The 22488-nt window shown below is 41.0% G+C and carries 23 protein-coding genes, 1 tRNA gene and 2 riboswitches; of the genes, 15 read left to right on the top strand and 9 right to left on the bottom strand.

The window, feature by feature from the left end; genetic code table 11:
• Positions 1–6 precede the first annotated feature (6 nt).
• A riboswitch (cobalamin riboswitch) is annotated at positions 7–193 on the top strand.
• 309 nt (positions 194–502) lie between these two features.
• The 9 genes from JOC74_RS08625 (at position 503) to JOC74_RS08585 (ending at position 10230) form a co-directional block, all read left to right on the top strand.
• Positions 503–2272 carry a DUF4430 domain-containing protein gene (locus JOC74_RS08625; RefSeq protein WP_053604188.1) on the top strand — a complete coding sequence of 590 codons (1770 nt, stop codon included), beginning with the start codon at positions 503–505 and terminating at the stop codon, positions 2270–2272.
• A gap of 65 nt (positions 2273–2337) precedes the next feature.
• Entirely contained in the window at positions 2338–3162 is an 825-nt protein-coding gene (locus tag JOC74_RS08620) for a DUF4430 domain-containing protein (RefSeq protein ID WP_053604187.1), read from the top strand.
• Between the two features lie 32 nt (positions 3163–3194).
• Positions 3195–4055 carry an energy-coupling factor transporter transmembrane component T gene (locus tag JOC74_RS08615; protein WP_053606111.1) on the top strand — a complete coding sequence of 287 codons (861 nt, stop codon included), beginning with the start codon at positions 3195–3197 and terminating at the stop codon, positions 4053–4055.
• Positions 4031–5686, top strand: coding sequence for an ABC transporter ATP-binding protein (locus tag JOC74_RS08610; RefSeq protein ID WP_053604186.1), 1656 nt, complete (start codon positions 4031–4033; stop codon positions 5684–5686). The genes JOC74_RS08615 and JOC74_RS08610 overlap by 25 nt, the downstream gene beginning before the upstream one ends.
• Entirely contained in the window at positions 5656–6348 is a 693-nt protein-coding gene (locus tag JOC74_RS08605) for an ECF transporter S component (RefSeq protein WP_053604185.1), read from the top strand. Before JOC74_RS08610 ends, JOC74_RS08605 begins: the two co-directional genes overlap by 31 nt.
• 118 nt (positions 6349–6466) lie before the next feature.
• Positions 6467–6730, top strand: a complete 264-nt coding sequence (locus JOC74_RS08600) for a hypothetical protein (RefSeq protein ID WP_053604184.1) — start codon at positions 6467–6469, stop codon at positions 6728–6730.
• 179 nt (positions 6731–6909) lie between these two features.
• Positions 6910–7923, top strand: coding sequence for a glycosyltransferase family 2 protein (locus tag JOC74_RS08595; RefSeq protein ID WP_053604183.1), 1014 nt, complete (start codon positions 6910–6912; stop codon positions 7921–7923).
• Between the two features lie 58 nt (positions 7924–7981).
• Positions 7982–8130: riboswitch (cyclic di-AMP (ydaO/yuaA leader) on the top strand.
• A gap of 123 nt (positions 8131–8253) precedes the next feature.
• Complete coding sequence (locus JOC74_RS08590; RefSeq protein WP_053604182.1) at positions 8254–8910, top strand: potassium channel family protein; 657 nt, start codon at positions 8254–8256, stop codon at positions 8908–8910.
• Positions 8911–10230 carry a TrkH family potassium uptake protein gene (locus tag JOC74_RS08585; protein WP_053604181.1) on the top strand — a complete coding sequence of 440 codons (1320 nt, stop codon included), beginning with the start codon at positions 8911–8913 and terminating at the stop codon, positions 10228–10230. It begins immediately after the preceding gene.
• Positions 10231–10251: 21 nt separating this feature from the next.
• Here the strand turns inward: JOC74_RS08585 and JOC74_RS08580 are convergent, their stop codons facing one another.
• The 6 genes from JOC74_RS08580 to JOC74_RS08560 all read right to left on the bottom strand — a co-directional run bounded on the left by JOC74_RS08580 (position 10252) and on the right by JOC74_RS08560 (position 13743).
• On the bottom strand, positions 10252–10884 hold the full coding sequence (locus JOC74_RS08580) for a LysE family transporter (RefSeq protein ID WP_053604180.1): 633 nt from the start codon (positions 10882–10884) through the stop codon (positions 10252–10254).
• A 41-nt stretch (positions 10885–10925) separates the two neighbouring features.
• Positions 10926–11075, bottom strand: coding sequence for a DUF2000 family protein (locus JOC74_RS23905; protein ID WP_264080128.1), 150 nt, complete (start codon positions 11073–11075; stop codon positions 10926–10928).
• The gene (locus tag JOC74_RS08575) at positions 11056–11349 is read right to left on the bottom strand and encodes a DUF2000 domain-containing protein (RefSeq protein WP_245212881.1); all 294 of its coding nucleotides are present in this window, start codon (positions 11347–11349) and stop codon (positions 11056–11058) included. Before JOC74_RS08575 ends, JOC74_RS23905 begins: the two co-directional genes overlap by 20 nt.
• On the bottom strand, positions 11346–12176 hold the full coding sequence (locus JOC74_RS08570; RefSeq protein WP_053604179.1) for an AraC family ligand binding domain-containing protein: 831 nt from the start codon (positions 12174–12176) through the stop codon (positions 11346–11348). The genes JOC74_RS08575 and JOC74_RS08570 overlap by 4 nt, the downstream gene beginning before the upstream one ends.
• A gap of 192 nt (positions 12177–12368) precedes the next feature.
• On the bottom strand, positions 12369–13343 hold the full coding sequence (locus JOC74_RS08565; RefSeq protein WP_053604178.1) for a 2-hydroxyacid dehydrogenase: 975 nt from the start codon (positions 13341–13343) through the stop codon (positions 12369–12371).
• A gap of 73 nt (positions 13344–13416) precedes the next feature.
• A complete protein-coding gene (locus JOC74_RS08560) occupies positions 13417–13743 on the bottom strand; it encodes a MazG nucleotide pyrophosphohydrolase domain-containing protein (protein ID WP_053604177.1) in 327 nt (108 codons plus the stop codon).
• A gap of 203 nt (positions 13744–13946) precedes the next feature.
• Between JOC74_RS08560 and glvA the strand changes: the two genes are divergently transcribed.
• The 5 genes from glvA (at position 13947) to JOC74_RS08535 (ending at position 19539) form a co-directional block, all read left to right on the top strand.
• Positions 13947–15299, top strand: a complete 1353-nt coding sequence (gene glvA / locus JOC74_RS08555) for a maltose-6'-phosphate glucosidase (protein ID WP_053604176.1) — start codon at positions 13947–13949, stop codon at positions 15297–15299.
• A gap of 59 nt (positions 15300–15358) precedes the next feature.
• The gene (locus JOC74_RS08550; protein ID WP_053604175.1) at positions 15359–16111 is read left to right on the top strand and encodes a MurR/RpiR family transcriptional regulator; all 753 of its coding nucleotides are present in this window, start codon (positions 15359–15361) and stop codon (positions 16109–16111) included.
• A 24-nt stretch (positions 16112–16135) separates the two neighbouring features.
• Positions 16136–17725: an alpha-glucoside-specific PTS transporter subunit IIBC gene (locus tag JOC74_RS08545; protein ID WP_053604174.1), complete on the top strand. Its 1590-nt coding sequence runs from the start codon at positions 16136–16138 to the stop codon at positions 17723–17725.
• A gap of 104 nt (positions 17726–17829) precedes the next feature.
• Positions 17830–18408 carry an LOG family protein gene (locus JOC74_RS08540; protein WP_053604173.1) on the top strand — a complete coding sequence of 193 codons (579 nt, stop codon included), beginning with the start codon at positions 17830–17832 and terminating at the stop codon, positions 18406–18408.
• A gap of 198 nt (positions 18409–18606) precedes the next feature.
• Entirely contained in the window at positions 18607–19539 is a 933-nt protein-coding gene (locus tag JOC74_RS08535) for a dipeptidase (protein ID WP_053606110.1), read from the top strand.
• Positions 19540–19571: 32 nt separating this feature from the next.
• On the opposite strand, the gene clpP is transcribed toward JOC74_RS08535, so the two are convergent.
• Positions 19572–20174: an ATP-dependent Clp endopeptidase proteolytic subunit ClpP gene (gene clpP / locus JOC74_RS08530; RefSeq protein ID WP_053604172.1), complete on the bottom strand. Its 603-nt coding sequence runs from the start codon at positions 20172–20174 to the stop codon at positions 19572–19574.
• A gap of 372 nt (positions 20175–20546) precedes the next feature.
• Here clpP and JOC74_RS08525 point away from each other — a divergent pair.
• Positions 20547–20622: transfer RNA gene (locus tag JOC74_RS08525), tRNA-Arg, on the top strand.
• A 71-nt stretch (positions 20623–20693) separates the two neighbouring features.
• On the opposite strand, the gene JOC74_RS08520 is transcribed toward JOC74_RS08525, so the two are convergent.
• Together JOC74_RS08520 and JOC74_RS08515 are read right to left on the bottom strand one after the other, a co-directional pair.
• Positions 20694–21221, bottom strand: a complete 528-nt coding sequence (locus tag JOC74_RS08520; RefSeq protein ID WP_053604171.1) for a GNAT family N-acetyltransferase — start codon at positions 21219–21221, stop codon at positions 20694–20696.
• A gap of 466 nt (positions 21222–21687) precedes the next feature.
• Positions 21688–22290 (bottom strand): TetR/AcrR family transcriptional regulator, encoded by a 603-nt coding sequence (locus JOC74_RS08515; protein ID WP_053604170.1) that lies wholly within the window; start codon positions 22288–22290, stop codon positions 21688–21690.
• Positions 22291–22488 lie beyond the last annotated feature (198 nt).

Raw genomic sequence — 22488 nt, 5'->3', positions numbered from 1 at the left:
TTAATTGAATATGATATGAGTGAAGGTATGCATTGTTTTGCATTGTATTTAAAAGGGAAGACTGGTGAAATTCCAGCACGGACCCGCCACTGTAAGTGAGGAGATATCTAGCAAGAGCCACTGTGAAAAACGGGAAGGCGCTAGACATTGTTAATTCACAAGTCAGGAGACCTGCCTTCAATTGAAAGCCAAATTTCCTACGGGTGTTAGGGAGGTGTAGTGACAATAGAATCAGTGTAAGCACTGTTTGCAATAAAGCACGCCCTTTTTTATGGGTGTTTTTTTGTGGTTATCCCGCATTAACGGGCAGTAAGAAATGGTGGGGGATTAACTGCCCGTAAAAGCTAGGGTTGGCTTCATCTAACAATCAGTGGGGGATGTAATGTACGAAGGTAATTACTCAGGCGTCCTGTTGCAACGCCTCCACTAGCATATCCTATGCGTCGAAACCCCCACCGATTAAAGATTCACTTTATATAGAAAAATTAGGGAGAAGAAGTAAATGAAAATAAATAAAATAATTGCTTTATGGCTGGCTGTCCTGGTTGCAGCGACATCATTTTTTACATACATACCTCAAGCATTTGCACAGGAAAACACAGCGACACTGGCCGTAATTGGAGATTCAGAAAAAGGAATTATCGTATGTCCGAAATCGATTGAAATTTCTGAAGGGGAAACAGCATACAGTCTACTCTCTAAGGAGCTTGGAGATAAAGTTGAGGTTTCCAAATTTGGATCTTTTGAATATGTTAGCGGAATTGATGGACTTCGTGAACTGGATCACGGCGAACAAAGCGGCTGGCTCTATGAAACGAACGGTGAATCACCAACGGTTGGAGCGAATCAGTACGAGGTAAAAGAAGGAGATGTCATTGCTTATCGTTATTCCCTTAATTGGGGAGAGGATCTAAAGGAGAAAACCCTTGAAGAAAGCATCAAAGCGCTTGGCGGATGTGAACAAGCCCAGCCAGATCCTTCTAATCCTGGTGAAGATCCGGTAGAACAGCCAACTGACCCTTCAGTTCCTGAGGACACAGAACAGCCGCCTACTTATCAAATCACAGGTGAGATCAAGCAAACCGTTGACCACATCTTAAAGAAGAAGGAATGGAGTGACTGGGAGCTATTTGCTGTGGCCAGGTCAGGCAACAAGATTCCTGATTCGGTTAAGAAAAAGCATATAGAAAAAACGACAGAATACGTAACGTCTAAAGATAAAAATGGAAGGTTGTTCGGCACAGATCTTGAGCGAGCGATTTTTACTGTACTTTCCCTCGAGCAAGATCCGACGAATTTTGCCGGGAAGAATTTGATTCGCATGCTTTATACAGATGAAAAGAATCGAATCGGTTCGATTAATACAGTCATTTATGGGTTGCTTGCTATCGACAGCAAAACCTATCAACTGCCAGAAAACGCAAAATGGACGCGGGAAAAGTTCATCGACAATATTTTAAATAAGCAGCATAATGATGGAGGATGGGCACTTTCAACCATTGATGCACAAAGCGAGCCGGATCTGACAGGAATGGCGATGACGGCGCTTGCTCCATACAAAGATAAAAATGAAAAAGTGAAAACGGCTCTTGCAAAAGCCGGAGATTTCTTAAGCAGCACGCAAACTGATAAAGGTGGATATGCTAGTCTCGGCCAGGAAAACAGCATCAGCGCAGCACAGGCATTAATCGGAATTGTACTTTCCGGTGATGATCCAACTAGCGAGAAGTACACAAAAAACGGTAACAATGTGATTGATGCCATTTTAAGCTATCGCACAGGAAACGGATTTAAATGGATAGATTCCGAAAACGGAGTAAATGATATGGCTACTGAACAGGTTTTGAATTCGCTCATTCAGTATCAATCCGTGCAGGATGGCAAAGGAAGCATCTATGTTTGGACGAAGGAACAAACTCCGTCAGAAACTAAGCCAACACCTGCTCCTGATAAGGATTCGGATCAAGAGCAGACTCCGAAACCAGAACAAGATCCGAAACCAGAACAAGATCCGAAACCAGAACAAGATCCGAAACCAGAGCCGGAGCAGCAGCCAACTGATAGCAGCCAGAAGCCGGCAGCCGATAATCAAAATAAATCTCAAGCACCTGCTGACGATTCGCAAAATAAAGAAAAAGCAGCGGATTCTACCGAAGGACACAAGCTGCCGAATACGTCACTTTATGGCTGGGATTTGGTTGTTTGGTTTGGTTCCGGACTACTGCTAGCTTTACTTGGATTTATTATCTATAGAAAAACATTACACGTATAATATGTACATACCGGATTGGGCGATATGGGTCTAATCCGGTATGCTATGAGAAAGGAGATTACTCAATGCAGAGATGGAAATTTGTTGTCGGTCTTTTGTTAGCAACAGCTTTTGCCATTTCAGGGTGCGGGCAGTCATCAAATGAACAACCATCCAACTCTCAAACGATTGCATCTCATAAATCTGAAGCAGCCGAGGAAAAATCCTCCGATCATGTAGAATCCGAACCCAAAGACGAAAAGACAAAGCCATCTGGCAATGACGATACACAGAATAAAACGGAGAAACAAAAACAGCCAGATCAAGCTGAAAAGAAAAATGATCCTGCACCTAACAAAAAAACTACTAATGATTCTCAGGAGCAGAAGAAAGCACCGGATGAAAATTCAGGTGAAACGAAAAAGCAGGAAAGCAAGGCAAGCGAGCAAAAAGAAAACAAATCAGATAAAACTAGCAAACCGGATTCTCCGCCAAAAGAAGAAGCAAAATCAACGCCATCGAAGCCTGCTGAAGAAAATAAAAAAACAGAAACGAAACCTCAAGCACCAAAGAAAGAGATAGATCAGGCCCAAATTATGATTCAAGGTGACAACGATATGGGAAGTATTCTCGGTGCAACCAATGTCGACTTGAAAAATGGCGATACGGTTTACGATGTCTTGTTTAAAATTACAAAAGAAAAACATATCCAGCTGGAAACGAGCGGATCCGGAGCAGGCCTCTACGTAAAAGGTATCAATAATTTATATGAGTTTGACCGTGGTGATCTGAGCGGCTGGGTATTTAAAGTGAATGGAAAAAAAGCAACGAAAAGTGCCGGCGAATTTGCCGTAAAAAAGGGTGACAGGATCGAATGGCTCTATTCCGAAAATATGGGGAAAGACGTTTGAGCCGAAGGAAAGCAGAATCGGAATTTTCGACCATGCATCCTTTGGTTCTTTTCGTTTATTATGTTTCGGTCATTATCCTGTCAATGGTTTTGCTGCATCCGACTTTTTTGCTTTGCTCCGTAATTCTCCTTATTTTGCTGAATGTAATGCACGGGATTGATCGGTCACTAAAAAAATTAATTGCGGGCTCGCTTATTCTTGCGTTTATAATTGCTGCAGCGAATCCATTATTATCTCACAGAGGCGCGACAATATTGTTTTATTTAAGAAATAATCCGATTACGCTTGAAGCCATCACGTATGGTTACACGTTAGGACTGTCTTTTTTGACGATTGCATTTGCATTTGCTTCTTATCATCACATTGTGACCAGCCACAAATTTCTCTATCTGTTTCAGAGAATATCTCCAAAAGCAGCCATCCTTATGATGATTACGATCCGTTTTGTGCCTTTGTTTTTTCAGCGTCTCAAGCAAATTACAATGGTGCAAAAAACAAAAGGAGTCGATGTCGCCGGGGGGTCTCTCCGTACTCGGGCGAAAAATGGGATGAAGCTTGTTACACTGCTACTCGTTTTTTCTTTGGAAGAGGCATTGCAGACAGCGGACAGCATGCAGGCGCGTGGATTTGGAGCAGCAAAAAGAACAACCTTCGAGCGATATCGTTTTACCATGAGGGATGGTTTGCTTATGTGCATGATTGGATTGGCATTATTAACCTGCCTGATTGGCTCTTTTTATGGATACGGCGTTCTTTCTATTTACCCGACAGTTGCCTCGCTCGGAATAAATGGGGTAGAAATCTTTATCCTAATCATATATCTTTTGCTTATTTCATTACCAATTCTCATCGAAGGAAGGGAGCGAGTTTGGTGGCGCATGCAGAAATCATAGACCTTTCATTTACTTACCCGGATGAGTCGGAAAAAGCATTGCGTTCTGTTTCCGTACGTCTTGAAGAAGGCGAGTTTGTCGTGGTTAGCGGACCGTCCGGCTGCGGCAAATCAACCCTTCTAAAGCATTTTAAACAAGAGGTGCTTCCTGTTGGCGATCGTGAGGGAAGCATTTTTTATCAAGGAATAGCGATTCATGAATTGGATAAAGTGACCTCTGCCCGTGAAATCGGGATGGTTTTTCAAAATCCGGAAAATCAGATCGTGATGGAAACAGTGATTCAAGAAATTGCTTTTTCGCTTGAAAACATCGGATTTCCTTCAGAAGACATAAAGAAAAAAATTGCTGAGCTTGTACGTTTTCTAGGGATTGAATATATGCTTCATCAGTCGGTACATACCTTGTCCGGCGGCCAAAAACAGCTCGTTAATTTAGCGTCGGTTCTCGCATTGCAGCCCAAGCTTTTGCTGTTGGATGAACCGACAGCCCAGTTAGACCCAGTGGCAGCAAAGGAATTTTTGGAGTTATTGAAACGAATTCATGAGGAGCTCGGCGTGACGATCGTTGTTGTCGAGCATTGTCTCGATGAGCTTCTTCCTTTGGCAGAACGGCTTATCTTTATGGAAAAAGGAACGATTCTTTACAACGATTCCCCCAGAAGTGTCATCGTTGATTTATGGAAAGATGCAGCGTATCGTTCCTACATCCCAGATATTCCAAGGCTATTTCTGGAAAGTGAAAGCAATACTGTTCCTTTTTCTGTGAAAGAAGGTATGAAACACATAAATGATCGTTTGCCGCTTCATGGTTCCACTGAAAAAAAGCAGCATCATGAGGGAAAGCCACTCATAAAAGGAACAGGCCTCACTTTTCGATATGAAAGGACGAGCGAAACGGTGCTCTCTCAACTTGATATAGCCGTTCACTCAGGGGACTGCATGGCTCTGGTTGGTGCGAACGGGTCGGGAAAGTCGACGCTTCTCACTATTCTTGCGGGGTTACATAAACCTAGAAAAGGGAAGGTTGTTTTTCAAAATCAGCGGATTGAAAAATGGACGCAGAAAAAAAGATATATGAAAATTGGTTACGTCAGCCAGCAGCCTGCTTATCATTTTACGTATGATGAGGTTGAACTGGAGCTGTATGAACGATGCCGGCAGTTCGCTGAACTAAACCCGAAGCCATTGGCTGATAAGCTAATGGACGATTTTCAATTAGGCCATATCAAACATCGTCATCCATTGGATATAAGCGAAGGGGAAAAACAGATTTTCGCCATCATTCTTGCTCTCCTTTCTCAGCCTGAACTGCTTTTGCTAGATGAACCGACAAAGGGGCTCGATCCAGAAAAGAAGGAACAGCTTGGTTGCCTATTTCAAAAGCTTCAGCATGAAGGAGCTGCCATCATGCTTGCCACGCATGATATCGAGTTTGCTGCAAAGTATGCGAATCGTTGTGCTATGCTGTTTGATGGTGAAATTGTGTCGGAAAACGATCCTGCTGGATTTTTTTCAAGTAATTATTTTTATACGACAGGCGTGAACAGACTTGTTCGTAAAAAACAACCCTATGCTTTAACGTGGGAGGACGTGAACATGTTATGTCAAAACGATCAAACATTGCGAATGTAGCGGCTGTCTCATTTTTTGTTTTGATGCTGGCAGGAATGACTTGGATGTCTGACAGACACTATATGTGGTTTAGCTTTCTAATGCTCGCAGCGGTCATGCTTCCGTTATATATTCGTTTTGAAAAACGGGCATTTACTTCCCGGGAAATTGTTTTGCTCGCCGTGCTCGCTGTCATTGCCGCAGTAAGTCGCATCCCCTTTACACCTTTACCTGGCGTGCAGCCCGTTTCATTTGTCATAATCATGACGGCAATCGTTTTTGGAAAAGAATCAGGCTTTATGGTTGGCGCTACAGCAGCCGTCGTATCGAATTTCTTTCTCGGGCAAGGCCCTTGGACCCCATGGCAAATGTTCGCATGGGGAATGGTTGGTTTTACAGCAGGACTATTAAAAGATACACGATTGATGAAAAAAATATGGGGACAGCTTATTTTTGGCTTCATTGCTGCATTTTTGTTTGGCTGGATTATGAATCTTTGGTTTGTGGTCGGATTCTTGAGTGAGCTGAATCTGGAATCTGTGATTGCCGCTTATGCAGCAAGCTTTCCTTTTGATTTTGCCCATGCCCTTTCCAATGTCTTTTTTATCGCCGTTATGGGAAAGCAGTGGAAGAAAATTTTGGAACGATTCAAACGGAAGTATGGCTTGCTTAAAGTGTCTTGATCCTTCCCTTTGTATCCGACAAAAAAGGAAGAGCGGTCTAATAACTACCAACATAATCAAGAAGATCTTTGTAAAAATTAATACCGACAGCGCAAAATCATGAAGGAAGTGATTGAAGTTGAATAATTTTCAATGGATCAATACTCTTTTAAATAGAGGAAATTCCAGAAAAAGAAACAATGGAATGATGCTGTGGGTGTCTGTGTTAGGATTAGTCAGTGCCGTATTTTTTGGCTTACGCGGCAGCCGTTCGGGTAATATGATGAGCCCTGTTCAAAATTTCTTTTCGAATCTAATGCAAAATAAAAATTTAATGCGAAAACCTGTTCCTGTGGCAAGTAAAACTGAGTTTTCAAACGAATTAACACCTAATAAAAAATAAATGAATTGTAATTACTTTTGCAGTGCTAGAAAACCTGGCACTGCTTTTTTAATGGACCATTTTAATAAATTCAGGAATGTCTTTTCTAAAAAAAGGAATAATACCTCAGAGGCAATATGGATACATTTTTTGCTAAAAGCTTTCTTAACGAAAATAGCGAAAATGGAGGAGGGTACATAATGAAACAGCCTATAGTAACTATCGTAGTTCCGTGCTACAACGAAGAGGAAGCTATAATACAAACATGCCGCCAGCTAAGTACTGAATTGAAATGCTTAATGGATGATAAATTCATCTCAGCTGAAAGTAAAATTTTGTTTGTCGATGATGGAAGCCAGGATCGTACGTGGTCACTGATTGTGATGGAAAGTGTAAAGAACAGCTATGTAACCGGCATAAAATTAATGAAAAATGCAGGACACCAAAAAGCTCTTTTAGCCGGACTGGAAAAAGCAAAAGGCAGCTCGGATTGTGTGATTTCAATAGATGCCGATCTTCAGGATGACGTGTCTGTTATTCGTGATTTTATCGAGAAATATAAAGAAGGGTACGAGATTGTCTACGGCGTCCGCCGCAGCCGCCAAACAGATACTTTTTTTAAGCGGACAACTGCTTTAGGCTATTATTCACTAATGAATAAGCTTGGGATTCAGTTAATTTATAATCATGCCGATTATCGTTTAATGAGCAAGCGTGCACTTGAAGAGCTCGGTCGCTATCGTGAAGCCAATCTGTTTTTGAGAGGAATTGTCCCTATGATCGGCCTGCGATCGACAAAGGTATTGTATGATCGAAAAGAGCGTGTGGCAGGAGAAACTAAATACCCTCTGAAAAAGATGCTGTCCTTTGCCTTTAAAGGGATTACATCATTTAGTGTGACACCGATCAGAAGTATCACATTGCTAGGAATTTTATTGTTTTTTTTAAGCGTTTCTGCAGGGATATACGCTTTGATTCAAAAACTTCTCGGGCACACAAACGTCGGCTGGACCTCTTTAATGATTTCGATTTGGTTTTTAGGCGGGTTGAATTTAATGGGGATTGGCATTATTGGCGAATATATCGGCACGATTTTTACGGAAGTGAAACGTCGCCCCCATTATGCGATAGACATTGATTTAGAAACCGAGCGATTGGGCCGTCTAAAGCGCCAGGAGAATGAGCAAGTACCGGAGAAAAAGTTTAGCTCATAAAGTTATAGGATAACTTTACAATACGAAACTTTGGGAGTAATATAATTTTCAGAATCAACCATCTTGATCGCTGAATCCGTGTGGAACGGGGGAACCAGAATTGTAACAAACATTTTGTTACTAGGGGTGAATCCTTCATGATGAAGGCAGGGTTACTTCTGTACCCGAACCCGACAGCTAACCTCGTAAGCGTTAAGGAGAGGATGTGAACTTGTGATCGGAGAATAAAACGACCACTGGGGAATCCTTTGTGGTCTTTTTTTTGTAAAATGTAATACTTCTGTGTTTGTTAACAAACAACTATAGAAAATGAATCAAGGAAGGGTTAAGATGAAGAAATTATTCGCCGTATTTGGTTTAGGACGCTTTGGATCAACCCTTGTTAAAGAGTTTTATGAAATGGGTATTGAAGTATTAGCTGTAGATAAAGATGAGACAAGAGTCAGTGAATATATGCAATTTGCCACACATGCAGTTTGTGCAAATGCAATCGATGAAACGGTTTTGCAAAAGCTGGGCGTTCGAAATGTTGATCTTGCGTTCGTTTCCTTTGGAGATGATATGCAATCAAGCATCTTGACTTCATTACTCTTGAAAGAAATAGGTGTGACTAAAGTTTGGGCAAAAGCACAGGATGAAAACCATTCAAAAGTTCTCGAGAAAATTGGTGTTGACAGAGTTATTCATCCGGAGCGTGATGTGGCTAAAAGAATAGCCCATCATATTGTGACCGATAAGATGATTGATTTTATTGAGCTATCTAAAGATTTCAGCATCGTGGAAATTATAGCAACAAAAAAGGTTGATCACCGTTCCTTGGAAGATCTAAACATACGGGCCAATTACGGATGTAATATTGTTGGAATTCAACGTGATGGGAAATTTATTGTTTCTCCTTCTGCTGAAGAAGCTATTTATAAGGACGACGTGTTAATTGTCATAGGAAACAATAAGGACATTGAACGATTTGAAAAAGAAGGAGTTTAAATGAATATAAAATACATTCGATTGAATCCCTCCCAGCTGCTGCTATTAGTGTTTTTGTTTTTTATTATACTAGGTACAATTTTATTAAAGCTACCGTTTGCAACAACCGAATCTGTCAGCTGGACCGATGCATTGTTCACTGCGACGTCAGCTATGACAGTCACGGGTCTCGCGGTTGTTGATACAGGTACCGCTTATACCCTCTTTGGCCAGCTGGTTATAGTCATGCTTATCCAAGTCGGCGGCTTGGGGATCATGTCTTTTGCAGTTCTCATTTTTATCATGCTGGGAAAGAAAATTGGTTTTAAAGAACGGCTGCTTATCCAGCAGGCTCTTAATCAAACCTCTCTCGGCGGGATTATTAAATTAGTGAAAAACTTATTTATCTTCTCATTATCTATAGAATTGATAGCCATGCTGCTGCTCGCTATCCGATGGGTTCCGGAATATGGCTGGGGAAAAGGGATGTATTATAGCTTTTTTCACTCAATATCTGCTTTTAACAATGCGGGATTTTCTTTATGGCCAGACAACTTAATGGGATATGTAGGAGATCCGTTAGTCAACCTCGTGATTTCTTCTCTGTTCATTTTAGGCGGAATAGGCTTTACTGTTTTAGTGGATGTGTGGTATAAACGAAGCTTTAAAAAATTAAGTCTGCATTCGAAACTAATGATTGTAGGTACACTGGTGCTTAATGTAATAGCCACTGTTATAGTTTTCTCAATGGAATACAATAACCCTGACACGCTTGGCCCTATGTCATTAGGCGATAAATTTTGGGGATCCTATTTTCAAGCGGTGACAACTCGAACAGCAGGGTTTAACAGTTTGGATATTGGCAGTTTACACGAAGCTACGATAACATTGATGCTGCTGTTTATGTTTGTCGGGGCAGGAAGCGCCTCAACCGGGGGCGGAATTAAACTTACTACATTTTTAGTGATTGTTTTATCCGTATTAACCTTTTTGCAAGGAAAAAAACAAATAACAGTCGGCAGAAGATCTATTAAAGATGAGGTCATTTTCCGTTCGCTTTCGATTTCGGCTATTAGCATTCTATTTATTTTCTTAGCTGTATTGCTATTAAACATTACCGAGCCAATCCCATTTTTGAAACTATTATTTGAAGTGATTTCAGCATTCGGTACGGTAGGGTTGTCCATGGGGATTACGGCCGACCTATCAAATATCGGCAAGATCATCATTGTGTTCATCATGTTCTTAGGTAAGCTGGGACCGCTAACCTTTGCTTTTTCATTAGCAAAGCCTGAGCAAGAAAAAATCCGTTATCCAAGCGAAGATGTTTTGACAGGGTGAAAAAGGATTTTTCACCCTGATTTATATGACCGTTTTTACACCAAATCCGATTAATATGGCTCCAGTACATTTTTGAAAGACGTTCTGAAATGAATCCTTTTTCAGCCACTTTTTCCAATGATCTAAGAGAGAAACCAAGATAAAAAACCATCCTGCTGCAATAATAGTAAGGATCAATCCTAATCCAATCAGTTGCAGGTTTGTGTTGCCATTAAGATCAATGAATTGAGGCATGAAGGTGATGTAGACAAGAACAGTTTTAGGGTTGAGAATATTACTGATGACACCTTGAAAATAGGATTCTTTGTAATGAGCGTTCGATGGCTTGTCAATCGAACTCTGACTTTCCGCATGAACAGCATCTAGTGAAAGTGTACGTTTCGTAAATAATGCTCTAACACCGAGATAGAATAAGTATGCGGCTCCTAAATACTTGATTATATTGAAAAGAAATATGGATTGGGCAATGACAACGGACAAACCGAGAATGGCAATAACCGTCCAAAATGTAAGACCAGTCACCATTCCTAGTATTGTATAACGCCCGGCCTTAGCTCCGTGGGTAAGGGTATTTTTTAAAATAATCACCGTATCTGTGCCGGGCAGCATTGACATCATAAGGGCAATTAGCATATAGGCAAGTAAGTTATCCATCTTTCTCCTCCTCTTTTTTAACCTTGCTATAAAAACTTTCACTACCTCAGCAGAGAAAAGCTTCCGGTTAAACGATTAACTTTTTTCTTTTCTCCATAGATGTCAAGTCCGAAGTGTTGATAGTCTGTTTTTGCTTGATTCTGTAGTTTTGCTGTATACTCCTCATACGTTTTACAGCTCCTGCGCCGCATCTGAAAAATCAGTGACGAGCAGATCGGCGAACGGTTCTGACATTGTCTGATCCCTTAGTTCGCGAAGAAGGCTGCTTGTGGCTTTTAAAATTGGAACCGGTGTTTTTACAATTCTCAAATGATTTATTCCCGAGAGGTCTTCTACGCTGCTGCCCACCAACTCGGGCGCTAATTTCTCAAGTAATATACCTAAGATGGCTGCTGTGTTGGCGTTCAATCCTAAAGGCAACATTTCATCAATCACAATGACGCATTTGGTTTCAAGCGGACTCATGAGGTTCCTCCTTCACTTTCGAAAATTCTCATATATTGTTTTGGTGTTAACCCAACAAGGCTCTTAAAGTTTTTTGTCAAATGGCTTTGATCGCTAAATCCTGTTAAAAACGCCACTTCAATCGGCTTATTTCCTTGCTCCAACATCTTTTTTGCATGATTGACCCGAATTGTTTCCAAATAGCTGTAAGGAGAGATTCCCATTTGTTTTGTGAACGATCTTAATAAATGATATTTGCTCCATCCAGTTAGGGCACTTAAATCATTCAACTTAATCGTTTTTGTATAGTTTTCCTCCAAATAGGCGCACACTGTTTTTATCTCATGAGAGGTTTCAGAAGCTTGCGGAACAATTGCTAGGTCAGAGTACGTTTGAATAAGATCTTCCAATAAGTGGTAAAACAATTCTTCTTTCTTAAATTCGTGATCTTCCTGTGTTATTTTTACATGCAGCTCTCGCAAATTGGATACAAGTTCGCTGCGGTACAATACGTTTTGTTTGAAGCTGGGAAGGTTATCTTCACCATTAATTTGTAGCATCACCTTTTTCATAACCTCCGGCGTAACATTGATGCAGCGATAATCCAACGTTTTGCCGTCTATTCGTGCACAGCTGTGAGTATCATACGGATTGAACAATAATAAATCACCCGGATTAATAATGTATTCCTCGCCTTTGCAAGCTAAAAAGCGCTGCCCTTCTTCAATAAAACCGATCACATAATATTCATGAAAGTGAGCAGGGAACTTCTGCATGATTCCTTTAAATCGATAAGCCTCGATGTCTAAATCAGAATCTAGATAAATGGTACGAACTTCATTTAACATCCAGCTATCCTCCTAATCGTCAATGGCAATTTTAAAAATATCATAATATCAAAACCTATTCTTGTATGATATTGCGCTTTTAGATAAAAATCTTAACTAAGAAAAAACAGCACCCATTCGGATGCTGTGGTCATGACAAGCATAAGCTGTTTTATGTGCAGTTAACAACAAAATGGCATTTCACCGATACAGTTAAATATCCTTCAATTCCTTCACCGGATTTGGCGCTTTTCTTCCGTGCACGACTTCAATCGTATTTTTAGCGGCTTGCTTAAACATATTGAGCCTGACGATTTCTGTTGCAGATCCGATGTGGGGGGCGAGTGTAACGTTTTCCAATTGTAAGAGCGGATTATCCTCGTTAATCGGCTCTTTTTGAAAGACGTCAAGTCCGGCTCCAGCAATCGTACCGTTTGTCAGGGCTTCTATAAGGGCATCTTCATCTACGGTATTTCCTCTTGAAACGTTGATAAAATGTGCGGTGGATTTCATTTTCTTAAATTCTTCTTTACCGATCATATGATAGGTTTCGTCGGTTAGCGGCGTGATCATCAATACAAAATCCGAGCTTGCGAGCAGGTCATCGAGGGATTGATAAGAGACCCCGTAAGTTTTTTCTGCTTCAGGCTTCCGATTTCGATTATGGTAGATCACCTCCATGTCAAACCCGAACTTTGCACGCTTGGCAACCGCTTCGCCGATCCGTCCCATACCGATGATTCCCAGCGTTTGATGATGTACATCCGATCCGAAGATTTCCTTTGCATCTTTTTCATGCCACTTCCCTTTTCGTATGTATCGATCGAGCTCGCTGATGCGGCGTGCTGAAGAAAGGATCAACGCAAAAGCAAGATCAGCGACTGTATCGTCAAGTGTAAAAGGAGTATGAGTGCCGATAATATTTCGTTTTGCCATCTCATCAATATCGAAGTTATCGTAGCCGACGGAGTAATTGCTGACGACCTTCAGGCGGGGAGCATGCTCTAAAAGCTCTTTGTTAATCGATATTCCTGAAGTGATTAAGCCTTCAGCCTCTTTCACATTTTCGTAAAGAGCCTCTTTAGAGATCGGTTCTTTTCCTTCCCACATTCCCAATGTGCAGCTTTCTTCAATCAGCTCTTGAACCTCTTTTGGCACAGTTTTTGTAAGGTAAACATATGGTTTCATAGAGAATCTCCTTTTTGCTTTTATTATAAAAAAGAAAGGATTTGAAAAAAAGCGGGATGCGTTACATTAAACTCTACCCAAGATCCTCTGCAAATCGTTTCGTCAGCTTTTCCTTATGACTCGCAATGACTTCCTCCAGAGAAACGCCATAGATATCTGCGAGAAGGGTGATATTGCCGATCACGTCACCCATTTCTTCAATCAGCTCCTGCTTTAATTTCTCCTTCGGCTGTTCAACTTCGTCGGGTCTGTCTCTTCCAATCTCATAAGCTCTTACGGCTCTTGCTACTTCTCCAACCTCTTCCATCAAAAAACCAGTCCGAATAAAAGGACCGTACTTCGTCCAGCCTCTCTGTTTATAGAATGAGAGAATCCATTTTTCTGCGTCTGTTATTTGCAAGATTGCAACACCCTTTTGCTATGTTTTACTATCCATCATACATCAATAAACGATTTTTTCAACGACCAGGATGAGCTGGGAAATTTCCCGTCCAGTGGGAAAAAAAACAGACAATGAGTAAACTCCCTACTCACCGTAGAATTGTTGTAACCGATTTCATGTGGTGATATAAATAGAATTGAAAACAGGAATAGGAGGAATAAATGATGACAAAATCTTTTTCAGTAGTAATTGCAGGCGGTGGCAGCACGTTTACTCCTGGTATCGTTCTTATGCTTTTGGACAATCTTGACCAGTTTCCGATTCGCAAACTGAAATTATATGATAATGATAAAGAAAGGCAGGACAAAATCGCAGGAGCATGTGAGATTTTTATCCACGAAAAGGCGCCGGAAATCGAGTTTTTAGCAACTGACGATCCAGAGCAGGCTTTCACAGACGTTGACTTTGTCATGGCGCATATCCGTGTTGGAAAATACGCAATGAGGGAATTGGATGAAAAAATCCCGTTGAAATATGGTGTTGTCGGCCAGGAAACGTGCGGACCGGGCGGAATCGCTTATGGAATGCGGTCCATTGGCGGAGTTCTAGAGATCATCGACTATATGGAAAAATATTCACCAGATGCATGGATGTTAAATTACTCAAATCCAGCGGCCATTGTTGCAGAAGCAACCCGCCGCTTACGTCCTGATTCAAAGGTTCTGAACATATGTGACATGCCTGTCGGTATAGAGGATCGTATGGCTGAAATCGCTGGCCTTTCCTCCAGAAAAGAAATGAAGGTCCGGTATTACGGCTTGAACCATTTTGGCTGGTGGACGGAAATTCAAGACAGTGAAGGAAATGACTTAATGCCTGTGTTAAAAAAACATATTAAAGAATTTGGTTATACACCTAATGCAAATCATCATCCAACGGAAAAAAGCTGGAATGATACATTTACGAAGGCACGTGATGTGTATGCGACAGATCCTGACGTTCTTCCAAACACATATTTGCAATACTATTTCTTCCCGCAGCAAATGGCGAAGAAGTCCAACCCGGATTTTACAAGAGCGAATGAAGTGATGGCCGGGCGGGAAGCGTTTATTTTCTCGCAATGCCAGAAAATTGTTGAAGAAGGCAGCAGCAAAAACAGTGAGATTGAAATTGATGACCACGCTTCCTACATCGTCGATCTTGCAAGAGCGATTGCTTATAATACCGGCGAAAGAATGCTGCTGATTGTTGAAAATAACGGTGCGATCGAAAACTTTGATTCGACGGCAATGGTTGAAATTCCATGCATCGTCGGCAGTAACGGACCTGAGCCTTTGGCGGTCGGAAAAATCCCTCAGTTCCAGAAAGGATTAATGGAACAGCAGGTTTCAGTTGAAAAGCTGGTCGTTGAAGCTTGGGTAGAAAAATCTTCCCAAAAGCTCTGGCAGGCGATCATTCTGTCGAAAACGGTGCCTGGAGCTGATGTGGCAAAAGCGATTTTAGAAGATCTAATAGAAGCCAATAGAGAGTATTGGCCGCAGCTGGAAGAGAAACCTTTGCAGCCAATCATCTAACTACTTCTGTTTTATTCCCTCCCTTATGTATAATAGAATTATAGGGGAGGGAATAGGCAGTGCAATTAGAACAGCTTATTAATAAGCACTACAACAAGTTAAATGAAAACGATTTCTATGTTTTAAAATACATTTTGAACCATAAAAAGGAATGCTATCAAGACAGCATTACGGAACTTGCAAAAAAGTGCAATGTTTCAAGGTCATCGATTCTTCGTTTGGCTCAGAAGCTGGATTTTAGCGGATACAGTGAATTTCGTATTTTTTTAAAATGGGAGGACAAGCCTGTCGAAGTTCATAATCACTATTTTGAAAGTTTAATGAGTGATATTGAATCCAATATCAAAGCTTTACGAAATACAGATATGGAAGGAATTTGCCGTCTAATTAAAGATGCGGATCGAATTTTTGTCTACGGATCAGGAACTGCTCAAACGAATTGCGCGAAAGAGCTTCAACGATCCTTTGTTTCAGAGCGGAAATACTTATCAATTATTCAAGATAAAATTGAATTTGATACGATGTTTCCTGATTTCAAGCCGGAAGACTTACTTATTATTATTTCTCTATCTGGAGAAACGCCGGAGCTAATCCCTCAAGCAAAACTTCTTTCGATTAGAGGGATCCCGTTTGTATCGATTACAAATTTAAAAAATAATTTGCTTGCTCAATTAACTCCGTACAATTTATATGCAACGAGTAAAACCGTTAAAGTTGAGAATGATAGAGAGCTTACTGCTTTTGTTCCGTTTTTTTTAGTTGGAGAGGCTTTGTTCAGAAACTATGTCGATTATGTTCATGGGAAAAAATAATTAATCAGAAATGGGGTTATTACGATGATGCAGAAAGTTCAGCGATTTGGAAGCGCGATGTTTGTCCCTGTCCTATTGTTCGCTTTTGCAGGAATTGTCGTTGGATTATGCGCTCTTTTTAAAAATCAGCAAATCATGGGAACGTTAGCAAGCCCCGACACGTTTTGGTCGAAATCATGGTTTGTTATTGAAGAAGGGGGCTGGACGATATTCAGGCAGATGCCACTTCTGTTTGCCATCGGGATCCCGATTGCGCTTGCGAAAAAGGCACAAGCCAGAGCTTGTTTGGAAGCGCTTACCACTTATTTGACGTTTAACTACTTTGTCGGTGCGATATTAACGGTTTGGGGAGATTCTTTCGGTGTCGATATGAGCCAGGAAGTTGGAGGAACGAGCGGTCTTGCTGAGATCGCCGGGATCAAAACCCTTGATACAAATATATTTGGCGCGATCTTAATCTCTTCAATCGTCGTGTATTTGCATAACCGGTACTTTGATAAAAAGCTTCCGGATTTTCTCGGTATTTTTCAAGGATCTTCTTATGTTGTCATTCTTTCGTTTTTTGTCATGATTCCTTTAGCCATTGTAATGTCTTATGTTTGGCCGATTGTTCAGGACGGCATTGCATCCATGCAGGTGTTCTTAAAGGGATCAGGAGCCTTGGGAGTTTGGATCTATACGTTTTTGGAACGGATTCTTCTTCCGACTGGTCTGCATCATTTTATTTACACGCCTTTTGTATTTGGTCCGGCTGTCGTGGAAGGTGGAATCGTCACTTATTGGGCGCAGCACCTTGGCGATTTTTCTGCATCGAATCAGCCGCTGAAGGAGCTTTTTCCTGAAGGAGGCTTCGCTCTACATGGAAATTCAAAGATCTTCGCGATTCCAGGAATTGCTTTAGCCATTTATGTGACGGCCAAAAAAGAAAAGAAAAAAATTGTTGCCGGTCTTTTGATTCCGATTACTTTAACTTCCGTTATTGCTGGGATTACGGAGCCGATTGAGTTTACATTTCTCTTTATTTCGCCGCTATTGTTCCTCATTCATGCACTTCTGGCGGCATCCATGTCGACATTAATGTACATGGCAGGAGTTGTCGGAAATATGGGTGGCGGACTCATTGAAGTTATGACGCTGAATTGGATTCCGCTATTTGGCAGCCATGGGCTGACATACATTTACCAGTTTGCAATCGGATTATCCTTTACAGCCATTTATTTCTTCATCTTCCGCTTCTTAATCGTAAAGCTGAATGTGGCAACTCCGGGACGGGAAACAGACAATCAGGCAGAAACGAAAATGTACAGCAAACAGGAATACCGAGAAAGAAAGAACGGCAAACAAAATGAAGTCGCTGCAAGCGCGGAAGCTCCTGATCAAGCCGCTTTGTGCATAGAAGCATTGGGCGGAAAGGAAAATATTAGTGAGATCACAAACTGTGCGACAAGGCTCAGAGTGAGTGTAAACGATCATTCAAAAGTAAAATCTGATAGTGAATTCAGAAGCCTGGGCGCTCATGGAGTCGTCAGGAACGGGAACGCCCTGCAAATTATAATCGGCTTATCTGTTCCGCAGGTTAGAGAACGAATCGAACAACAATTAGATTATAAATAGGAAAATATACACTCGGGTAAAGCCGGACGGTCTTTCATTTTGTCATTCAGATATAGTAAAATGTATTTTATTGAAGACAATATACATAAGCGGAGATGACAAAAATGAAGACAATATGTGTGTTTGCAGGGTCGAACCCGGGTGTAAATGAAGAATATCGTACGAAGGCAAAAGACCTCGGAAAATACATGGCTGAGAATGGGTACAGACTTGTATACGGAGGGTCCAAAATCGGCTTGATGGGTGAAATTGCGAACACCATCTTAGAAAATGGCGGAGAGGTCATCGGGGTTATGCCTAAAGGGCTGTTCTCAGGTGAAGTGGTCCACCGCGAGCTGACAGAGCTGATCGAGGTAAACGGCATGCATGAACGCAAAGCAAAAATGAGTGAGCTATCTGACGGCTATATCGCGATGCCGGGTGGCTTTGGAACCTATGAGGAATTGTTCGAGGTGTTATGCTGGGCGCAAATCGGCATACATAAAAAACCAATCGGGCTTTACAATATTAACGGATACTTCGAGCCAATGATGCAAATGGTTAAATACAGCATTCAAGAAGGATTTTCCAATGAATCTCATCTGAAGCTGATACATTCTTCATCCTATCCAGAAGAGCTTGTCCAATTAATGAAAAGTTTCACATTTCCGGACTTGAAAAAGAAGTGGACGGAAATCGGTTAAGCAGCGGGGCCAAAGGGGCCCTTTTTTTGTTTGGGAAAGAGGGCTGGGAGCATATTTCTTGATGATGGGTGGATATATTTTAATGAAGGTCGGATAAATTTTAAAAATGGTCGGATAAAATGATAACAGCGCCCTTTTTCACTATTTTTTGTCATACTCTGATTCCCGCCAAGACGGTAATAAAGGAGCTGGTAATTGTTGAAAGTAGCAGACACACATTGTGATGTTTTATATCGATTATATCAAAATAGGTCACTAAGATTTTCTGATTCTCCGGAACTTCAAACAAATATCAGCAGGTTAAAGGAAGGAAATGTCTGGTTACAGTTTTTTGCTGTCTTCGTGGAGCCTGAAGTGAAATCGGATGAAAAATTCCAAGTTGCTTTAGATCAGATCAATCTTTTTCATACAGAGGTTTTAGCGAACAATCCGACAATGAAAAAAATCGATTGCTGGGCAGATATTGACCGGCTGCAAGACAATCAAATAGGAGCCGTTCTCACTTTAGAGGGAGCTGATGCTTTTGGCAACGATCTTACCAAATTAAGAACCCTTTACCAATTAGGGGTAAGGTCTGTCGGATTAACATGGAATCATGCCAATCTGTGCGCAGATGGAGCTGATGAGCCGAGAGGAGCAGGACTAACTGAGCTTGGGAAGGAAGTCGTCCGATTAAATAATGAATACAGTGTATTGACTGATGTTTCGCATCTATGCGAGAAAGCATTTTGGGATGTGATGGAAATTGCCGACTTTCCAATTGCAAGCCATTCAAATTCAAAGACAATTTGTAACCACCAAAGAAACCTTACTGATCAACAGGCACAGAGCATTTTTGAAAAGAATGGCTTCATTAGTGTCGTTTATTACCCGCCTTTCGTTAAAGAAGACGAAAAGGCAGACATATCTGATGTAATGAAACACATTGACCATTTTTGCAGTCTCGGCGGAGTCGATCAAATTTGCTTTGGCTCGGACTTCGATGGGATCTCAGCATTTGTCGAAGGCTTAGAGGACGCTTCTTGCTATCAACATTTAATTAATGAACTTCTCAAACATTATAAAGAAGATGAAGTGAAGGGTTTTGCTTACCAAAATCTTTTAAATCACCGGCCGGGGTACAGAAAATAAAAAAAACCGCCGGATTCACCCGGCGGAAAAGTTTACTTGTTATTGTCGTTAGATTCCCTTTTTGTCAAAACGTGATCGATCAAACCGTATTCCTTCGCTTGCTCAGCAGATTTGAAGTTGTCACGATCCGTATCGCGCTCGATCACTTCAAGTGGCTGGCCAGTCCGTTCAGCTAAGATTTTGTTTAATTTATCACGAAGGAGCAAGATTCGTTTTGCTGCAATATCGATATCAGTGGCTTGACCTTGTGCGCCTCCTAGCGGCTGGTGAATCATCACTTCACTGTTTGGCAAGGCAAAGCGTTTTCCTTTTTCACCTGCTGCCAGCAAAAATGCACCCATTGATGCAGCCATACCGGTACAAATGGTGGAAACCTGCGGCTTGATAAGCTGCATTGTATCATAGATTGCCATACCGGAAGTAATGGAACCGCCAGGGCTGTTAATGTAAATGGAAATATCTTTGTCCGGATCCTCTGCTTCTAAGAACAACAATTGAGAAACAATGGAGTTAGCCACGTTATCATCAATTCCTGATCCAAGCATAATGATACGGTCTTTCAACAATCTTGAGTAAATATCGTAGGCTCTTTCCCCACGATTTGTTTGTTCAATAACTGTAGGTATTAAATTCATAATGCTCCTCCTTCACCTTATAGGGTAAGTATGTATTTCAATCATACATTTTTGGTCAATAAAGGTCAAACAATATGCTGTCCTTTATTTTGACGCTCTGTCCAATTAGAAATATGCCAAACTACTGTATCATTTTCCCCAATATTGAAAAGCTTCAAACCACCTGAAGCAATCTCCTCTTTATCGTAACATTGCTTGCTCAACACTGAAAATGTTTTTGTATTTCAAAACTCACTACTTATCGGGAAATTGTGATAAAAGTTTTTTAAAAAGAACAACTAAAAGTAATGGTTGATATCCTCTAAATAATAAAGTATAATCGTATGTGCTGACGGTTTAATTCGTATATTAAGCAGGCTTCATTTTATTCATGCGCTCGTAGCTCAGTTGGATAGAGCGGTGGTTTCCGGTACCACGTCTGCCGGGGGTTCGAATCCCTCCGAGCGCGTCTTAAAAGTCAATGATAGCAAGGGGTTAAGCGATATGCACCCCTTGCTATTTTTATGGATTTTTTCGTGTTTAATCAATTTCATTATTTCTTTGTTCCCATTCAGATCGTAAAATCCCCATAAAGTATGTATCATAGTAACTTCCATCTACATAAGCATGTTTTCTTAACTTTCCCTCTACAACAAATCCGATCTTTTCGTAAAGTGAAATAGCCTGTTTGTTAATGCCTCTTGTAGTTAAATAGATTTTATTTAATCGAAATTGATTAAATCCAATATCAATCGCTTTCTCCATCACATATTTACCATAGCCTTGACCTCGAGCTTCAGGGGCAAGAAGAATACCAATGCCGGCTCTTCCATGCTCATGCTCAATATTTTGAAGAAAGACCCATCCTATTAGTTTATTTTCTTCATTTTCAACAGCAAACAAAACATCTCCGTTTTGTCTTTTTTTCTCTACATGCTTTTCAACTTGCTCAAAAGTTTGCGGAGTTCGACCGACCATTAAGATTGAAGCTGGATCATTTGACCACCGATGGAGCTCCTTAATATCTTCCGTTTCAAAAGACCGCAGATTTATTTGTTTTTCAACCATATAAAATCTCCTTATCTTTATGAAATTGTATTGATTGTATGGAGTTAGTATAGATGTATGGACACGAGTTAGATTGTGGATTTGAAATAAAGTTGCACTATTTTACCCTTTTAGAGATATTGTCTAAAGGTGTGTTTTAGGTCATAAGTGTTTTAAAAAGAGCTCTCCCTATCTTTTCCGTACGAGAGACAAGATAGATTGGTCTAGTATTATGAAAATCTTTAATAGGTACAGAACAAAGAAGTAAATGACCTGGCATTAACTATTCACTTTGTTGTTAGATAACAAGAGTGTACACCAATTAATGACAAAATGACAAGTGAATGTACTGATTCCCTTCCTATGTATTCCCTGTTCTTCAATGATTAAAAGGTTCATGACGTTCCCTTCACTCGCCATGAACCTTTTTTAACAACGATGATTAGAAATCCTAACGACGTTAATCTCGGAGCCGGGTGCAGCATCACTAAGATAATGCATCCCATACGCTCATCAGTTGAGTTATGGCTGCGTCAATTGCCTCATATGGAACATCGTCCCGGGCTTGTGTAGAAATACCCCGAAGAAATGTTTCAAACAAGGTAACCAGCATGGGGATATCCGTAGAATCGCGCAACTCACCATTTGCTACGGCCCGTTCTATACAATCTTTTATCCAACCGCGGACCCTTTTTCGTTCCTCAGAGAGCATATCTTGCATGTGTTTTTGCTCAGGAGAACAAGTTATAGCGGACAAAACCAACAGACAACCTAGAGGATGGGATTTCTCTGTCTGCATCCGTGCCGATTTCCGTAATCCCCGTTCAATTGCCACTTTTGGTGATATGCTTTTATCCCTGAAACTTTCTGAAACCTGTCCATAAGTTGAGATATATTTATCCATCGCTTCGCAGAACAGTGCTTCCTTGGATTCGAATGCCGCGTAAAAACTCGCGGCTGATATACCTCCCATCGCATCGCGCAACTGAGCAAGTGAAGTGGATTCAAAGCCATGTTCCCAGAACAGAAGCATCGCGGCAACAACAGCCTCGTCACGATTAAATGTGCGGGGGCGACCCGTTCGTGGCATAAGAATAACCTCCTTTATTAATTTTATACTAATCGATCCAAAAGTTCTTGACAAGTGAATACGTTTAGATTTAATATGTGGATTAATCGTTCCATAATTGATTAATACGTTAAGGGGGAAATATTTTGTCTCAACTTTCAACTACCAGTGCTGTTAAATCAACCAGCATCCCTGCACGCCTTCCTTGGCTAGCACTGC

It is taken from the genome of Bacillus capparidis, assembly GCF_017832095.1.
Classification (GTDB): Bacteria; Bacillota; Bacilli; order Bacillales; family Bacillaceae; genus Bacillus; species Bacillus gobiensis.
The sequence above is the reverse complement of the archived record's forward strand: the minus strand, read 5'-3'. Positions and strand labels throughout refer to the sequence as shown.

Coding starts and splice junctions, on each gene's coding strand:
- JOC74_RS08515 (WP_053604170.1), bottom strand. CDS start 22,290: ATGCCACGAACGGGTCGCCCCCGCACATTTAATCGTGACGAGGCTGTT.
- JOC74_RS08545 (WP_053604174.1), top strand. CDS start 16,136: ATGATGCAGAAAGTTCAGCGATTTGGAAGCGCGATGTTTGTCCCTGTC.
- JOC74_RS08605 (WP_053604185.1), top strand. CDS start 5,656: ATGTCAAAACGATCAAACATTGCGAATGTAGCGGCTGTCTCATTTTTT.
- JOC74_RS23905 (WP_264080128.1), bottom strand. CDS start 11,075: ATGCGGCGCAGGAGCTGTAAAACGTATGAGGAGTATACAGCAAAACTA.
- JOC74_RS08575 (WP_245212881.1), bottom strand. CDS start 11,349: ATGAGTCCGCTTGAAACCAAATGCGTCATTGTGATTGATGAAATGTTG.
- JOC74_RS08580 (WP_053604180.1), bottom strand. CDS start 10,884: ATGGATAACTTACTTGCCTATATGCTAATTGCCCTTATGATGTCAATG.
- JOC74_RS08570 (WP_053604179.1), bottom strand. CDS start 12,176: ATGTTAAATGAAGTTCGTACCATTTATCTAGATTCTGATTTAGACATC.
- JOC74_RS08565 (WP_053604178.1), bottom strand. CDS start 13,343: ATGAAACCATATGTTTACCTTACAAAAACTGTGCCAAAAGAGGTTCAA.
- JOC74_RS08590 (WP_053604182.1), top strand. CDS start 8,254: ATGAAGAAATTATTCGCCGTATTTGGTTTAGGACGCTTTGGATCAACC.
- JOC74_RS08520 (WP_053604171.1), bottom strand. CDS start 21,221: ATGGTTGAAAAACAAATAAATCTGCGGTCTTTTGAAACGGAAGATATT.
- JOC74_RS08620 (WP_053604187.1), top strand. CDS start 2,338: ATGCAGAGATGGAAATTTGTTGTCGGTCTTTTGTTAGCAACAGCTTTT.
- JOC74_RS08625 (WP_053604188.1), top strand. CDS start 503: ATGAAAATAAATAAAATAATTGCTTTATGGCTGGCTGTCCTGGTTGCA.
- JOC74_RS08540 (WP_053604173.1), top strand. CDS start 17,830: ATGAAGACAATATGTGTGTTTGCAGGGTCGAACCCGGGTGTAAATGAA.
- glvA (WP_053604176.1), top strand. CDS start 13,947: ATGATGACAAAATCTTTTTCAGTAGTAATTGCAGGCGGTGGCAGCACG.
- clpP (WP_053604172.1), bottom strand. CDS start 20,174: ATGAATTTAATACCTACAGTTATTGAACAAACAAATCGTGGGGAAAGA.
- JOC74_RS08615 (WP_053606111.1), top strand. CDS start 3,195: ATGCATCCTTTGGTTCTTTTCGTTTATTATGTTTCGGTCATTATCCTG.
- JOC74_RS08595 (WP_053604183.1), top strand. CDS start 6,910: ATGAAACAGCCTATAGTAACTATCGTAGTTCCGTGCTACAACGAAGAG.
- JOC74_RS08585 (WP_053604181.1), top strand. CDS start 8,911: ATGAATATAAAATACATTCGATTGAATCCCTCCCAGCTGCTGCTATTA.